The 15,756-nt window shown below is 64.6% G+C and carries 13 protein-coding genes and 1 pseudogene; 6 read left to right on the top strand and 8 right to left on the bottom strand.

The genetic code is table 11. The features are described from left to right. The first annotated feature begins 205 nt into the window (after window positions 1-205). From M1247_RS25075 to M1247_RS25060, 4 genes are all read left to right on the top strand, one after another. The gene (locus tag M1247_RS25075) at window positions 206-946 is read left to right on the top strand and encodes an SDR family NAD(P)-dependent oxidoreductase (RefSeq protein ID WP_317159095.1); all 741 of its coding nucleotides are present in this window, start codon (window positions 206-208) and stop codon (window positions 944-946) included. A 39-nt stretch (window positions 947-985) separates the two neighbouring features. Then, on the top strand, window positions 986-2,464 hold the full coding sequence (locus tag M1247_RS25070; RefSeq protein ID WP_317159094.1) for a dihydrolipoyl dehydrogenase family protein: 1,479 nt from the start codon (window positions 986-988) through the stop codon (window positions 2,462-2,464). Between the two features lie 30 nt (window positions 2,465-2,494). Beyond that, on the top strand, window positions 2,495-2,785 hold the full coding sequence (locus tag M1247_RS25065; RefSeq protein ID WP_317159093.1) for a hypothetical protein: 291 nt from the start codon (window positions 2,495-2,497) through the stop codon (window positions 2,783-2,785). Window positions 2,786-3,117: 332 nt separating this feature from the next. Beyond that, window positions 3,118-4,935 carry an ABC transporter ATP-binding protein gene (locus M1247_RS25060; RefSeq protein ID WP_317159092.1) on the top strand — a complete coding sequence of 606 codons (1,818 nt, stop codon included), beginning with the start codon at window positions 3,118-3,120 and terminating at the stop codon, window positions 4,933-4,935. A gap of 409 nt (window positions 4,936-5,344) precedes the next feature. Here M1247_RS25060 and M1247_RS25055 read toward each other — a convergent pair whose 3' ends face one another. Further along, the gene (locus M1247_RS25055) at window positions 5,345-5,905 is read right to left on the bottom strand and encodes a hypothetical protein (protein WP_317159133.1); all 561 of its coding nucleotides are present in this window, start codon (window positions 5,903-5,905) and stop codon (window positions 5,345-5,347) included. Between M1247_RS25055 and M1247_RS25050 the strand changes: the two are divergent. Further along, window positions 5,901-6,059, top strand: a pseudogene (locus M1247_RS25050) (NADPH-dependent FMN reductase); the annotation flags it as partial. The gene M1247_RS25055 and the pseudogene M1247_RS25050 sit on opposite strands and share 5 nt — an antisense overlap. Here the strand turns inward: M1247_RS25050 and M1247_RS25045 are convergent. From M1247_RS25045 to M1247_RS25030, 4 genes are all read right to left on the bottom strand, one after another. After that, entirely contained in the window at window positions 6,010-7,386 is a 1,377-nt protein-coding gene (locus M1247_RS25045) for an FAD-containing oxidoreductase (RefSeq protein ID WP_317159091.1), read from the bottom strand. The pseudogene M1247_RS25050 and the gene M1247_RS25045 sit on opposite strands and share 50 nt — an antisense overlap. Before the next feature lie 2 nt (window positions 7,387-7,388). Beyond that, complete coding sequence (locus M1247_RS25040; RefSeq protein WP_317159090.1) at window positions 7,389-7,871, bottom strand: DUF4126 family protein; 483 nt, start codon at window positions 7,869-7,871, stop codon at window positions 7,389-7,391. Window positions 7,872-7,935: 64 nt separating this feature from the next. Next, complete coding sequence (gene hisG, locus M1247_RS25035; protein WP_317159130.1) at window positions 7,936-8,799, bottom strand: ATP phosphoribosyltransferase; 864 nt, start codon at window positions 8,797-8,799, stop codon at window positions 7,936-7,938. Window positions 8,800-8,804: 5 nt separating this feature from the next. Beyond that, window positions 8,805-9,086 carry a phosphoribosyl-ATP diphosphatase gene (locus M1247_RS25030; RefSeq protein WP_317159089.1) on the bottom strand — a complete coding sequence of 94 codons (282 nt, stop codon included), beginning with the start codon at window positions 9,084-9,086 and terminating at the stop codon, window positions 8,805-8,807. 37 nt (window positions 9,087-9,123) lie between these two features. Here M1247_RS25030 and M1247_RS25025 point away from each other — a divergent pair, with 37 nt between their 5' ends. Further along, window positions 9,124-9,615: a DUF7956 family protein gene (locus tag M1247_RS25025; RefSeq protein ID WP_317159088.1), complete on the top strand. Its 492-nt coding sequence runs from the start codon at window positions 9,124-9,126 to the stop codon at window positions 9,613-9,615. A gap of 3 nt (window positions 9,616-9,618) precedes the next feature. Here the strand turns inward: M1247_RS25025 and M1247_RS25020 are convergent, their stop codons facing one another. Genes M1247_RS25020 through metH form a run of 3 tightly spaced genes read right to left on the bottom strand, consistent with a single transcriptional unit; the run spans window position 9,619 to window position 15,727 of the window. Beyond that, window positions 9,619-11,220: a sugar porter family MFS transporter gene (locus M1247_RS25020; RefSeq protein WP_317159087.1), complete on the bottom strand. Its 1,602-nt coding sequence runs from the start codon at window positions 11,218-11,220 to the stop codon at window positions 9,619-9,621. Between the two features lie 56 nt (window positions 11,221-11,276). After that, entirely contained in the window at window positions 11,277-11,960 is a 684-nt protein-coding gene (locus M1247_RS25015) for an HAD family hydrolase (protein WP_317159086.1), read from the bottom strand. Window positions 11,961-11,962: 2 nt separating this feature from the next. After that, window positions 11,963-15,727: a methionine synthase gene (gene metH, locus M1247_RS25010; protein ID WP_317159085.1), complete on the bottom strand. Its 3,765-nt coding sequence runs from the start codon at window positions 15,725-15,727 to the stop codon at window positions 11,963-11,965. Between the last annotated feature and the right edge of the window lie 29 nt (window positions 15,728-15,756).

The raw sequence follows: 15,756 nt of genomic DNA, 5'->3' as shown, positions 1-15,756 counted from the left end.
ACCCATAAGAACTTCCACACACCGCGGCTCTGTCCCGCATGCATACTGACAGCATCGGTGTCACTGATGCTGCGACACCGCCGAGAGATCAGACCGCGTCCCTGAACACACAGTCGCCGAAGCGGCCGCTATCCGCTGCTGGCACGGCCAGGGCACGTTTTCTCCCTGACGCACAGCGGCTTACCAACGATCGGAACAGAATTCAATGGCAACAACGTTGACCGGGTGTACCGCACTCGTCACAGGATCCACCTCGGGAATCGGTCGAGCTGTCGCACGACAGTTGGCCGTCCTGGGCGCCGATATCGTTGTTCACGGTCGCAACACCGATCGCGGTGCCAAAGTGATTCGCGATATCGAATCACTGGGCGCAGCAGCACGATTCATCGCTGCCGGTCTGACCCAGCCCGATGACGTCCGTCGACTTGCTCAACAAGCTGGCCCCATCGACATCCTCATCAACAACGCCGGCGTGTACGGGTTCGCCGCCACCGCGGCCACCGACGACGTGTTCTTCGATCACCACGTCGACATCAACCTGCGAGCCCCCTACATCCTCGTCCAGCAGCTCGTACCGGACATGGCCGCACGCGGCTGCGGTGCGGTGGTCAACCTCAGTACCGTCGCCGCCTCCACCCCCGCCCGCACCGCCGGGGTGTACGGAGCCACCAAGGCCGGACTCGAGCTGCTCACCAAGGTGTGGGCCGATGAGTTCGGCCCATCGGGGGTCCGAGTCAACGCAGTTGCCGCCGGGCCGACTGTCACCCCTGGGACAGGAACGATGCCCGGCCTCGTCGATGCCCTCGCCGAAACCACCGCCCTGGGCCGAGCCGCAGACGCCGAGGAGATTGCCGCGGCCGTGGCATTCCTGGCCTCACCAGCCGCCAGCTACATCAACGGAGCAGTACTGCACGCCACCGGCGGCGCGGTTGCCATCGCCCCGTAACGGTCAACCTGACCGCTAAACACGAAGGGAACAACGACAATGAGCCACACCTATGACGTCATCGTGCTCGGCGCCGGCCCGGTCGGCCAGAACGTCGCCGCCCGCTGCCGCGCCGCAGACCTCACCGTCGCCGTCATCGAACGTGAACTCGTCGGCGGGGAATGCTCGTATTGGGGCTGCATCCCGAGCAAATCATTGCTGCGCCCGGTGCTCGCCATCTCCGACGTCAACCACATCGACGGCGCCCGCGAAGCCCTCGGCGGTCCCATCGCCGCAGCCGGGGTGTTCGGCCGGCGCGACCGCTACGTCACCAACTGGGACGACAGCAGCCAAGCCGCGTTCATCGACGAACTCGGCGCCGATCTGTACCGCGGTCACGCCCGCCTCGACGGCCCCCGCCGCGTCGCGGTCACCACCACCGACGACACCCTCGTCATGCTCACCGCCCGCCACGCGGTCGCCATCTGCACCGGCAGCACAGCCACAGTGCCCGACATCCCCGGAGCGGCCGAGGCGAAGCCCTGGACCAACCGCAAGGCCACCGACCACAGCGCCGTACCCCCACGACTCGTCGTGGTCGGCGCCGGCGGAGTCGGCGTGGAGATGGCCACCGCATGGCAGGGCCTCGGCGCTCAAGTGACGCTGCTCGCCCGCACCCCTGCCCTGCTGCCCCGCATGGAACCGTTCGTCGGCGAGCACGTCAGCCGCGGACTGACCGAGGCCGGCGTCGAAGTGCGCACCGGCGTATCGGTGACCGAACTGCACCGCCCCGGCGGCACCGGACCAGTCACCATCGAACTCGACAACGGCGAGAAACTCGAAGCCGACGAGATCCTGTTCGCGATCGGACGCACACCCAACACCGCCGACATCGGCCTGGACACCCTCGGCCTCACACCCGGCGCCTGGCTCGACGTCGACGACACCTGCCTCGTGCGCGGCGTCGACGACACCTGGCTCTACGCCATGGGTGATGCAAACCACCGTGCCCTGCTCACCCACCAAGGCAAGTACCAAGCACGCATGACCGCCAACGCCATCACCGCCCGCGCCCACGGACAACCGCTCGACACCGCACCATGGAGCGCCCATGTCGCCACCGCAGACACCCACGCGGTGCCCCAGGTCTTCTTCACCGACCCCGAGGCCGGATCCGTCGGACTGACCGCCCAACAAGCCCAGCACCAAGGCCACCGCATCAACATCGTCGACGTCGACATGGGCCAAACCGTCCCCGGCGCAAACTTTTACGCCGACGGCTACACCGGACACGCCCGAATGATCGTCGACCTCGACCACGACCACCTACTCGGAGTCACCCTCGTCGGACCCGGAGTCGCCGAACTTCTCCACTCGGCTACCATCGCCGTCGCTGCGCAAGTACCCATCAACCGGCTATGGCACGCCGTACCGTGCTTCCCCACAATCAGCGAAGTCTGGCTACGGCTACTGGAAGCCCACCGCGACACCACAAAAATTCACGCCCCCACCGAGAACACCTTGACCGCAGCCCACTGACAGGGCCGGCCCACGATCCGAGGAGTGGTCATGCCCGACCGCACCACACGTCGCATCACAACCTTCGCCGCGACCCTGACCATCGCCGCCATCTTCGCCGCCGGATGCCAAAGCAGCGGCCAACAACCGCAACCCACCACCACACCACCAACGCCCACCACCACTACGACACCGCCGCCGCCGCCGACCACCACAGCACCACCCACCTCCCCGACCGAGAAAAGCATCGACCCCACCGGCGGAAACCTGTTCACCCCGCAAGTCATCGCACCAGCAGCTCCGACCGAACCCCCAGGCGTGCACCGCAACCACAAGCACTAGCACTAGCACTAGCAGCCAAACGCGCGGCGCAGACAGGAGTTCGATCATGCACCGCCACCGCACCAATCGACACACACTTGCCGTAGTCGCAAGTGCCGCGCTCATCGCCCTGACCGCCGCCTGCAGCAACGCCAACAACCCGATACCACCGCCCACCTCAACACCCACACCGACGTCGACCACCACACCACCCAGCCCGCCACCCCCAGTGCCCGGACCACCCCCGGCGCCCACCGTCAAAGACGTCAACCCCACCGGAGGCAACCTGTTCACCCCACACATACACGCACCCGCAGCACCCACTGTCCGGCCCGGCCAACATCCTGGGCTTCATGGCATTCCGTAAACCGCGCCTTCCGCCACTCCTGGTCGAACTGCTCAACCCCCACCACCGCACGATCACCACAGCGGTAACCGCGATCGCCGTGCAGATCGGGATGGGACTGGCCGCACCATGGCCGCTGATGGTCGTACTCGACAACATCGTGGGGAATGACCCAATCCCCCCGTGGATCTCGCACACACTCGTACTACTCGGCGTCAACGGACGAACGCAGATGACCGCAGTCATCGGCGCTTCCTGCATCGCCCTCGCGGCCGTTGCAGCAGTGGCCATGTACTGCGCAAACACACGCGCCGAACGGGTCGGCCAAGCGATCGGCAACAGCCTGCGCACCCGGCTCTACCACCATCTGCAAGAGCTCTCCCTGGCCTACTACGACACCAACCGTGCCGGGGCCATCCTCAACACCTTGACCGGCGACGTTCAGACCATACAAAACTTCGCATCAACCTCAACGACGACCATCGCCACCGATGCACTGTCCTTGATCGGAATGCTCGCCGTGATGTTCTTTCTGCGTTGGGATTTCGCGCTTATCGCGCTCACCGCAACCTCATTGCTGGCACTGTTCGCGCTACGTGTCGACAAAGAAGCCAGGGCCCTCGTCCATGACGTCCGCCGCCGGCAATCAGACCTGATGGCCACCATGCAGGAAGGCCTACAGTCGATCGAAATGATCAAGGCGTTCGAAGGCGAACACCGTCAAGAACAGCAGGTTCAGACGGTCACCGCTGCGACCGCGACCGCGTGGTTGCACGGACGCCGCATGTCCGCACTGCAACCACCCGTCATCACCTTCCTCATCGCTGTGTGCACAGGAACTGTTCTGTGGCGCGGAACCCTGCTCGTCCTCTCAGGTGCGATGACAATCGGTTCACTGTCAATCTTTCTCGCCTACCTGACCCGGTTCTTCCAGCCAGTCCGCAACCTCGCCCAGATGACGACCACCATCGCCACCGTAACCGTCAGCTTCCACCGAGTGACAGCAGTCTGCGACGCCGACAAAGTGATCCCAGAACGGCCAGTCCCCAAGGAACCCCCACCGTTTCGCGGCGAGATCACCTTCCACAAAGTGTCATTCTCCTACCAACCCGGCATGCCGATCCTGCGCGACATCACCTTCAACATCCGACCGGGCGAGATGGTTGGCATCGTCGGCCCCACCGGCAGCGGCAAAACCACCGTAGCCAGCCTCATCCCGCGATTTCGCGACCCCGACGGAGGCCACATTGCCATCGACGGGGTCAACATCTGTGAGTACACGCTGCACGGACTGCGCAGCCAAATCGGCTTCGTCCTGCAAGACACCGTGCTCCTCCACGCGACCATCGCATCAAACATCACCCTCGGCCGCCCCGACGCGACCAACGCCGACATCGTGCGAGCCGCCAAGCTCGCCAACGCCGACGAATTCATCCAAAAGCTACCCAACGGCTACGACAGCGTCGTGGGAGACCGAGGAACCACTCTGTCAGGGGGACAACGTCAATGCATCGGGATCGCGCGCGCCCTGATCCGCAACAACCCGATCCTCATCCTCGACGAACCCACCGCCGCGCTCGACGCCCACACCGAATCCATCGTCGCACAATCCCTCAACCGACTAGTTGAAGGCCGCACAGTAATCACCATCGCCCACCAACTCAGCACACTCCGCCAGGCCGACCGAATCTTAGTCATCGACGACGGCGTCGTCGTCGAAAACGGCAGCCACCACGACCTACTCACACGCAACGGCCTCTACGCCGAACTACACCGGCTTCAACTCGGTCATCAAGGGCTGCCTGGATCCCGAAACGCCCTTTGACCTACAGGCCTCCAGGGCGGGTGGCTCGCGGCTTCACAGCCCACCACTCGCATGGATCGCAGGACAAAGAACGCTGCTGACCGTCACCGCAAGCCATCATTTCACCGACACTGCCCAAACTGACTAGTCAGAGCCTCCTCCGAACCTGGGTCTATCGGTCCTATCATTTGAGAACAAGCACGGCAAGAAACCCGATGACATCCCAGCTTCGTGTCATACGTGCCAAAAACAGGTGTCATATTGTGGCCGCCACACAGCGTTGAATCAAACCGAGCCTACGAGAAGGATGTGCCGATATAAATTCTAACCGTAGCCTCCGATGCAAGCCGTCCGCCCTCGGTCGCCGCGAACCGAGAACCCTATGAGGAAACAGTCTCGACCGACAGCCCACGCAACTCGGGCGCATCGGCTATGAACGCGAAATCGGCCCTTTGGGAATTTTCCGGATTCCCAGAGGCGCAAATCCGCCCGGCAAGACAGTTTCCCCATCGTTAGGCATGGACAGGTCAAGCTCACATTCGCAATGCTGTTCATCGAGATCGACCTGGATTTCGAAGGTCCGTATGTCTGTCTCCTCGACAGCTCGGATTAGAATCCGTCTTTGGAGGAGCGCCTTCTTTGAAGCTTCAGTCCAGCTGAATAGCGCTTCTGCTGGCGATACGGAGTTGAAGGGCGTGAAAAATTCTTGATCTTGGCGCCATTCGCCGGTTTCTGCAATGTAACACTTATTGAAAAATGCATAATAGTCGTCGATCGTCTTAGCCGCCGAAATCCCCTGCTCAACCACTCTTTCGAAACTCCCGAAGCCGACCGCCCACGATAAACGGTCTAATTCTTCTGGGCCATACCACTTCAAATTGATTTCCAATCGTTTCGGCGCGATCTGTGCGCTCAGGTAATCCCACGATGCAACCACGTTGACCCATAATCGACCATCAGCCCGCTCTGCCAGCCAGTTCTGCCACGACATGGACGCCGATTCTGATCAGGTACACCCCTCCGACGTCGCAACATGTCGCCATCTCGGACAACGCATCGCACTGGTCACACGGCAACTCAAGATCGGCCGCAGCGTCAGTCCAGCGGCTTCAGGTCCTGCAGCATCGTCGGCACCAACTCGCTGACCGTCGGGTGGATGTGCATGGTGCGCGATATCGCGGTGTAGGGCTTCTTCGCGGTCATGATGTCGAGGATGGCGTGCACCACCTCATCCCCGCCGACACCGAGGATGGCGGCGCCCAGGATCTCCTCGGTCTCGGCGTCGACCACGACCTTCATGAAGCCCTGCGTCTCGCCCTTCTCCACAGCACGCCCGACACGGGTCATCGGTCTCTTGCCTACCAACGCGTTTCGGCCGGACGCCCGTACCTGGTCGATAGTCATTCCGGCTCGCCCCAGCGGTGGGTCGATGTAGAGCGCGTAGGTGGTAACGCGGTCGCTAACCCGCCGCGGGTCGTCGTCGAGCAGGTTGGCGGCCACGATTTCGAAGTCGTTGTAGGAGGTGTGGGTGAAGGCCCCCTTGCCGTTGCAGTCCCCCATCGCCCAGATGTGCCCGACGTTGGTGCGCAACTCGTCGTCGACGACGATGTAGCCGCGACCGTCGGTAAGCACACCGGCATTCTCCAAGCCGAGATCGTCGGTGTTGGGAACCCGCCCGACGGCCAGCAACAGGTGGCTCCCCGCGATGGGCTCGGCACCGTCGTGCGGAACCACTTCGAATCCATTGTCCCGCTTGGCGAACCGGATTCCGGTCGCATCCAGCACCACAGTGATGCCCTCGGCTTCCAGAATGTCCTTGATGGCGGCCGAGACGTCTTCGTCCTCGCGCGCGGTGAGCCGCGGACCCTTCTCGATCACGGTGACGTGCGCGCCGAACCGCCGGTACATCTGGGCGAATTCCAGGGCGATGTAACTGCCACCGACGATGACGAGATGCTCGGGCACCGAATCGAGTTCCAGGATGCCTACATTGGTCAGATAATCGATGCCGTCAAGGCCCGGAAGATCGGGAGCCACCGCCCGGCCGCCGACGTTCAGGAAGATCCGGTCCGCGCACAGCAGCGCTCCGTCGACGTCCACGGTGTGCGGATCGACGAAGCGGGCGTGCCCCCGGATCAACGTGGCCCCGTCCATGCCCTCGAGCCAGGATTCCAGGCCCTGCCGGTCGTCCAGCATGATCCGGTCCTTGCGGGCCTTGACGTTGGCCATGTCCACGGTGACTTCGCCTGTACCGACGCCGTACTCAGCTCCTCGGCGCGCCAGATGCGCTGCGTGCGCACTGGCCACCAAAGTCTTGGTCGGGATGCAGCCGGTGTTCACGCAGGTGCCACCGACTAGTTTGCGTTCGATCACCGCGACCGTCTGCCCCGCTGCGGTGAGCCGCGCAGCCAGCGGGGGCCCGGCCTGACCGGCCCCGACGATGATGGCGTCGAATCGCTGGGGCGGCGTCATGGTTAAACGATAGCGGTCAACGCCGCGACCGCGAATCCGCCCAAGACCGCGATGGCATCCTCGACCAGGGCGATGGGCAGGTCGTGGCCGCCGTTGGCCGCGACCAGACGCTTACGCGCCTCGTAGCCACCGAGCGTGCCCAGTACCGCGCCGACGAGTGCGGCACCGAGCGCGCCGAACGTGTACCCCCACGCGGTGCCGATCACCGCACCGGCGAACGCTCCGGTGACGAGCCGGGCGCCGAACTGCATCGCGGTGGTGCGGCTCGGTGTGCTGGGCAGTTGATCGGTAATGAGCTCGACGACAGCGAGAATCGTCAGCACTGTGACGGTGATCGGGTGGGCCAGCCACTGGACCCACGTGCCGTCGAGGTTGATCCAGCTGAGCGCCGCCGCCCAGGCGACTGCGGCGGGCGCGGAGAAGGCACGCAATCCTGCCACTACGCCGATTCCCAGAGCCAACAGCAGTACCAGAAAATGCGTCATGGAGCCTCCGACTGTCCGACGTCATCCGGACGCTAGCACGCACGGCGCTCGCGCACCGGTGTAATCAGAAGCGGCAGAACCTGATGTCGGAGGCGAGAATCGCCTTGGCGCCGATCGCGGAAATCTCATCCATGATCGCGTTGACGTCCCGCCGCGGCACCAGCGCACGGACGGCAACCCACTTCGGATCGGCCAGTGGCGCGATCGTCGGTGATTCCAGACCTGGAGTCGCCTCGGTGGCACGGTCCAAAACTTCACGCGGGCAGTCATAATCCAGCATCAGATACTGCTGGCCGAACACCACACCCTGCACGCGCGCGGTGAGCTGATCGCGCGCCGAGGCGTTCTCGTCGGCGCCGTCGTCACCGCCCCTGTCACGTTCGATCAGGACGGCTTCCGAATCACACAGGACCTCACCGAACGCCGCGAGGTTGTGCAGGCCCAAGGTGCGGCCGGATCCGACGACATCGGCGATGACATCGGCCACCCCGAGCTGAATCGATATCTCCACCGCACCGTCGAGTCGGATAACGGTGGCCTCGATCCCCCGGGCGGCCAGGTCTTTGCGTACCAGATTCGGAAACGATGTCGCGATCCGCTTTCCGGACAGATCCTGCGTGGTCCAATCCTGCCCCATGGGCGCCGCATAGCGGAAGGTCGACCCGCCGAATCCCAGCGCAAGCCGCTCGCGCACCGGCGCATTCGAATCCGCAGCCAGGTCACGCCCGGTGATACCGAGATCGAGTTCGCCGGAGCCGACGTAGATCGCAATGTCCTTGGGCCGCAGAAAGAAGAACTCGACATTGTTGTTCGGATCGACGACGGTCAGGTCCTTGGCATCCCGACGTCGCCGGTAGCCGGCCTCGGACAGAATCTCGGCGGCCGATTCACTGAGTGCCCCCTTGTTGGGTACGGCAACCCGCAACATGTCACTCACAGCTTCCGGTAGACGTCGTCGAGGGTCAGGCCACGGGAGATCATCAGCACCTGCGTCCAGTAGAGCAACTGGCTGACCTCCTCGGCCAGGGCCTCGTCGCTCTCATGCTCGGCCGCCAGCCACACCTCGCCGGCTTCCTCCAGGATCTTTTTGCCGAGCCCGTGCACACCAGCGTCCAGCGCCGCGACCGTGCCGCTGCCGGCGGGACGGGTTCGCGCTTTGTCGCTGAGTTCGGCGAACAGGGCGTCGAAGGTCTTCACAGGCATGAATTGTTTCATGCGCGACAGCGGTAGCAATGTGGGGTGCAATAGAAGGGTGAGCGATCCACTCGGCCCAACGACGGGCCCTCCGTTGCCGACCTATGCCGCGCGGGTCCGCGCGATACGTACGATCCTGGGAAACCACGTGCCGTTCGGCGGTCTGATCCAGAACAACCGGGCGGCGAATCCGATCCCGCCGTACGTGTGTCTGTCGGCCACCTGGGGTGTGAGTGTGACGGCGACACCGACGCTCTCGATCGCGATCCACCACGTCGAGGACGTCGCCAAGGAAGTGGACCTGCTGCGGTACGCCGCCGACCGGGACGCCTACGAGCTGCGTCGTGATCGCGAGGATGAGTTCGCACTGGTGCAGCCGGACCTGTCGAGTGTCTGGGTGGTCGCCGGAGGGTGTGAGGTTCACCTGGTCCATCACGGCATCAACCCGGAGAAGCTGGTCGAGCCGGCAATAGAGATTGCCCGCACCGTCGGGTGCACCCCGTACACCGACGACTATGTCCCGCCGCCACTGCCGCAGGACAGCGCCTGACACCTAACGTTGCAACGCCTCGGCGTGCATGTCCTCCAGGTGCTTGCCCTTGGTTTCGGCAACCCATTTCCAGACGAAGATCAGCGACAGCACCGCGCAGAGCGCATAGAAGCCGTACGCCACGCCCAACATGTTGCGCAGCTCCGGGAAGGAGACGGTGATCAGCCAGTTCGCCACCCACTGGCCCGCGGCCGCCAGGCCGAGCGCGGCCGCCCGTATCCGGTTGGGGAACATCTCCCCCAGCAGCACCCACACCACCGGGCCCCACGACATCCCGAACGCGACCACGAACAGGTTCGCAGCGATCAGCGCGATCGTGCCCGCGGCGCCGCTCAGCTGAGGCTGGCCGTCGACCTGGGTGGCGGTGCCGAAGATGACCGCCATGGTGCCCAGCGTGATCGCCATGCCCGACGATCCGATCAGCAGCAGGGGCTTGCGCCCGATCTTGTCGATCAGCGCGATCGCGATCAGGGTCGTGACGATGTTGGTCACCGAGGTGATCACCGTGATGGTGAAGGCCTGACTCTCGTCGAATCCCACGGCCTCCCACAGCACATTGGAGTAGTAGAAGATCACGTTGATGCCGACGAACTGCTGAAAGATCGACAGCCCCAGACCTACCCAGACGATGCCGTACAACCCGCTGACGACGGCGACCCCGATGCCGAGCGCGACGAAGATCACTGCCAACGGCCATAATCCGACCGAGAACGAGAGCACGGCGAGCACGATGAAAACCAGGAGCAGCCACCACACATAGCGCCGGATCCACACCTTCAGCCCGCCGGTGGAGGCCCCGGATACCAGCGGCCGGAGCAGGTCCTGCCAGGACGGCGGTTTCTCGGACTTCAGCGAGTCTTCGATGCGGCGAATGGTGATTTCCAGATTCTTCTCACCGAGAAGCATGTTTAGCACCCTGCGGGCCTCCGGAATCCGGAATTGCGCAACGAGATATCGGGGCGATTCCGGAATGGTGTAGGCCAACGCTCCGTACACCACGGCAGGTACGGCCATGACGAGGAACATCCAGCGCCAGGCCGCCATCCCCAGCCAAAGTTCTTCGCGCGAACCACCGGCCAGATGAGCGAGCAGGTAATCGATCGACAACGACAGGAAGATTCCGGTCACGATCGCCAGCTGCTGCAGTGAGCCCAGCCTGCCGCGGATACGTGGCGGTGCGGTTTCGGCAATGTAGGTCGGCGCGATGACCGATGCCACCCCGACGCCGAGACCACCGATGACGCGGAACGCCACCACCAGCCAGATATGCGTGGCAACGGCGGTACCGATCGCGCTGATCAAGAACAGCAGCGCGGCGAGTTTCATCACCGAGCGCCTGCCGATCCGGTCAGCCAACCGGCCTGCGGTCAACGCCCCCACGGCCGCGCCCAGCAGGGCCGAGGCCACCGCGAAACCGAGCGTGATGTTGTCGATGCCGAATTCGTCCTGCAGCGCGGCGACCGCGCCGTTGATCACCGCGCTGTCATAGCCGAACAGGAGGCCGCCGAGGGCAGCCACCGACGCGATCCGGACCACCTTGCCGCTGTGCTCGGATTCCTCGTAGTCCACGTCGGAGGTGGAATCACCGACCGGTCCGTGAGTCATGTGACACCCTTCCGCACCCCTGCGTGATCAGGATCACATTCAATCACACGGCGCGTTTAGGCGGTGCGTTCTCCGACTTGCGAATTCAGGTCGTGATACACCGCGCGCAGGCCTGCCACATCGAGGGACTCCAGCGAGGTCACGTGCCTGCGACGCGGGCCGACCGGCACCTCCACATCATTGGGCACCACCAGCACCGGACAGCCGGCGCTTTCGGCCGCGACGGTACCGGTCACCGAATCCTCAACCGCAAGACAATCCGCGGCGGGCACGCCGAGCATCTCGGCGGCGCGCAGGTACGGATCCGGCGCGGGCTTGGCATTCTCGACCTCGTCGCCACACACGCTGACCGTAAAATACCCCTGCCCAATGGTTTTCATTGCCCGCTCGGTGAGCCCGCGGCGGGTGTTGGTCACCAACGCCATGGGGATTGCCGCGGCGGTCAACGCTTCGAGCATCTCCTGTGCGCCGGGTCGCCAGGACAGACCCTGCTCGAACAGCTCGCCCGTGTAATCGTGCAACCAGTCCGAGGATTCGGCCATCGCGACCGGATCGGGGTCGAGACCGATGTCGTCGTACACGATGCGCATCACACTCTCGGACGAGCCGCCCACCGTCGACTCACGCACCTCGGGTGTGAGCACCGCCCCCATGCGCGCATACAACGCGTGCATCGCGATGTCCCAAAGCTTTTCGGAGTCCACAAGGGTGCCGTCCATGTCCCAAAGCACCGCGCGCATACTCAGTCTTCCGGGTTGTAGGCGAGGTTGGAGGAGAGCCAGCGCTCGGCTTCGGCCAGGGTCCAGCCCTTGCGCTTCGCGTAGTCGGCGACCTGGTCCTGGGCGATCCGTCCGACCACGAAGTACTGGGACTGCGGGTGCGAGAAGTACCAGCCGCTGACGGCTGCACCGGGCCACATCGCCATCGACTCGGTCAGCTCGATGCCGGTCCGCGCGCTCACGTCCATCAACTCCCACAGGGTCGCCTTCTCGGTGTGCTCCGGGCACGCCGGATAGCCGGGGGCGGGGCGGATTCCCACGTACTTCTCACCGATGAGCGCCTCGTTGTCCAGCTGCTCATCAGGTTGGAATCCCCAGAACTCCTTGCGAACCCGTTGGTGCAGCCGTTCGGCGAACGCCTCTGCCAGCCGGTCGGCGAGCGACTCCAGCAGGATCGCGCTGTAATCGTCGTTGGCGGCCTTGAATTCGACGATCCTGTCCTGGCTGCCGAGCCCCGCGGTGACGGCGAAAGCGCCGATGAAGTCGGGCACCCCGGTTTCCTTGGGCGCGATGTAGTCACCGAGACTCCGGTTCGGGATGCCGGCCCGGTGCTCTCCCTGCTGGCGCAGATTGTGCAACGTGGTCAGCACCTCGGTACGGGACTCATCGGTGTACACCTCGAAGTCGTCGCCGACCGCGTTGGCCGGGAAGAACCCGATCACCCCGTTGGCCGTCAGCCACTTCTCCTTGATCAGGGTGTCGAGCATCTCCTGGGCGTCGTCGTACAGCTTGCGGGCCGTCTCACCCGAGACCGGGTTGTTGAGGATGTCGGGGAAGCGGCCCTTCATCTCCCAGGCGTTGAAGAACGGCTGCCAGTCGATGTACTCGCGCAACTCGGCGAGGTCGTATTCCAGAAACTCGCGCACTCCGAGACCCTGGGCGGGCACCGGCGGCGTGTAGCCGTCCCACTCGATCGGCGTCCGGTTGGCCCGCGCCTTCTCCAGCGTCAGCATCGGCCGCTCGTTCTTCTGCGCATGCCGTTCCCGCAGCGACGCGTAATCCTTCGCGGTGGCCTCCAGCAGCGCCGGCCGCTGCTTGTCGTCGAGCAGCGCCGCGGCGACCGGCACGGAGCGGGACGCGTCCTTGACCCAGACCACCGGACCGCTACGACGGGGCGCCACCTTCACGGCCGTGTGCGCACGCGAGGTGGTCGCGCCACCGATCAACAGCGGGATCTCCAGCCCCTGACGCTCCATCTCGACGGCGAAGTTGACCATCTCGTCCAGCGACGGGGTGATCAGGCCGGATAGCCCGATGATGTCGGCGTCGTGCTCCTTCGCCGCGTCCAGGATCTTCTGGGCGGGCACCATCACACCGAGGTCGATCACTTCGTAGTTGTTGCACTGCAGGACGACCCCGACGATGTTCTTACCGATGTCGTGGACGTCGCCCTTGACGGTCGCCATCACGATCGTGCCGTTCGTATCCTTATCGGCGGTAGTACCCAGCTCCTCCTTCTCGGCCTCGATGTACGGCAGCAGGTACGCGACGGCCTTCTTCATCACCCGCGCCGACTTCACCACCTGGGGCAGGAACATCTTGCCCGCGCCGAACAGGTCACCGACGACGTTCATGCCGTCCATCAGCGGGCCCTCGATCACCTCGATCGGGCGACCGCCCGCTGCCTCGATCTCGGCCCGCAACTCCTCGGTGTCGTCATCGACGTTCGCATCGATGCCCTTCACCAGGGCGTGGGTGATCCGCTCGCGAACCGGCAGGCTGCGCCACTCCGCTGCAGTCGGGTCGTCGGCCTTCTCCGACTTGTTGAACCGCTCCGCGATCTCCAGCAGCCTCTCGGCCGCGTCCTCACGCCTGTTGAGCACGACGTCCTCGATCCGGTCCCGCAGCTCGGGGTCGATCGAGTCGTACGGCACCAGCGCACCCGCGTTGACGATGCCCATGTCCAGCCCGGCCTTGATGGCGTGGAACAGGAACACCGCGTGGATGGCCTCGCGGACGGGGTTGTTGCCGCGGAACGAGAACGACACGTTCGAGATGCCGCCGGAGATGTGCACCCCGGGCAGGTTCTCCTTGATCCAGGCGCAGGCCTCGATGAAGTCGATCCCGTACGTCGCGTGCTCCTCGATGCCGGTGGCCAGCGCGAAGCAGTTCGGATCGAAGATGATGTCCTCGGCCGGGAAGCCGACCTCTTCGGTCAGGATCCGGTAGGCGCGCCCGCAGATCGCCTTGCGGCGCTCCAGGTTGTCCGCCTGCCCCTGCTCGTCAAAGGCCATCACGACGACGGCGGCACCGTACTTGCGGCACAGCCGGGCCTCGCGGATGAACTTCTCCTCGCCCTCCTTCATGGAGATCGAGTTCACGATCGGCTTGCCCTGCACGTTCTTCAGGCCCGCCTCGATGACCTCCCACTTGGAGGAGTCGATCATCACCGGGACGCGGCTGATGTCCGGCTCGGAGGCGACCAGCTTGGTGAACCGGTCCATCGCGGCGACGCCGTCGATCATGCCCTCGTCCATGTTGATGTCGATGACCTGCGCACCGACCTCGACCTGCTGCAAGGCCACCGACAGCGCGGTGTCGTAGTCCTCGGCCTTGATCAGGTTGCGGAACCGGGCGGAGCCGGTGATGTTGGTGCGCTCACCGATGTTCACGAACAGGGAGTCGTCGGTGATGTTGAGCGGCTCCAGGCCCGAGAGCCGGGTGGCCACCGGGATCTCCGGGAGCTCGCGCGGCGGCGTGCCGTCGACCACCTTGGCGATCTCGGTGATGTGCTCGGGCGCGGTTCCGCAGCACCCACCGACCAGGTTGACCAGGCCGGCCTCGGCGAACTCGGCGATGTAGCCGGCCTGATGCTCCGGGTCCTCGTCGTACTCGCCGAAGGCGTTGGGCAGGCCCGCGTTCGGGTAGCAGGAGATGAAGGTGTCCGCGATCCTCGCCATTTCGGCGATGTAGGGCCTCATCTCCGGGGCGCCCAGGGCACAGTTGAGGCCCACCGCGATCGGCTTGGCGTGCCTGATCGCGTTCCAGAACGCCTCGGTGACCTGACCGGACAACGTCCGCCCGGACGCGTCGGTGATGGTGCCCGAGATGATCAACGGCCAGCGGCGCCCCCGGTCCTCGAACAGCGTCTCGACGGCGAACACCGCGGCCTTGGCGTTCAGCGAATCGAAGATCGTCTCGATGAGGAGGAGGTCGGCGCCGCCGTCGACCAGACCGTTGGCGGCCTCGAGGTAGGCGGCAACCAACTGGTCGTAGGAGATGTTGCGGGCCCCCGGATCGTTGACGTCCGGCGAGATCGACGCGGTGCGCGTTGTCGGCCCGATCGCGCCCGCGACGTAGCGGGGCTTGGACGGGGTGCTGAACTCGTCGCAGGCCGCGCGCGCCAGGGCGGCGCCTGCGTAGTTCAGCTCGTAAGCCAGATCCGACATGTCGTAATCGGAGAGGGAGATCGCGTTCGCGTTGAACGTGTTGGTCTCCAGGATGTCGGCGCCCGCCTCGAGGTACTCGCGGTGGATCCCCTCGATGATCTGCGGCTGCGTCAGGTTGAGCAGATCATTGTTGCCCTGAAGCGCGGTGGGCCACTCCGTGAACCGGTCGCCTCGGTAGCCGGCCTCGTCCGGGCGGTCCCGCTGGATCGCGGTGCCCATCGCGCCGTCGATCACCACGATCCGGCGGCGCAGAGCTGCGGTGAGTTCGTCGGTGCAGTCGGGGCGGATGTTCGGCGCGAAGGTGTTCGACTCAGAGATATTCGACTCAGACGCATTCATGTGCGCTCCTTCCATAGCGGAAGGCGTCC

The organism is Mycobacterium appelbergii (assembly GCF_032883035.1).
GTDB classification, from domain to species: Bacteria; Actinomycetota; Actinomycetes; order Mycobacteriales; family Mycobacteriaceae; genus Mycobacterium; species Mycobacterium appelbergii.
Note: the sequence above shows the minus strand (reverse complement) of the source record. Positions and strands in the feature narration are given on the sequence as shown.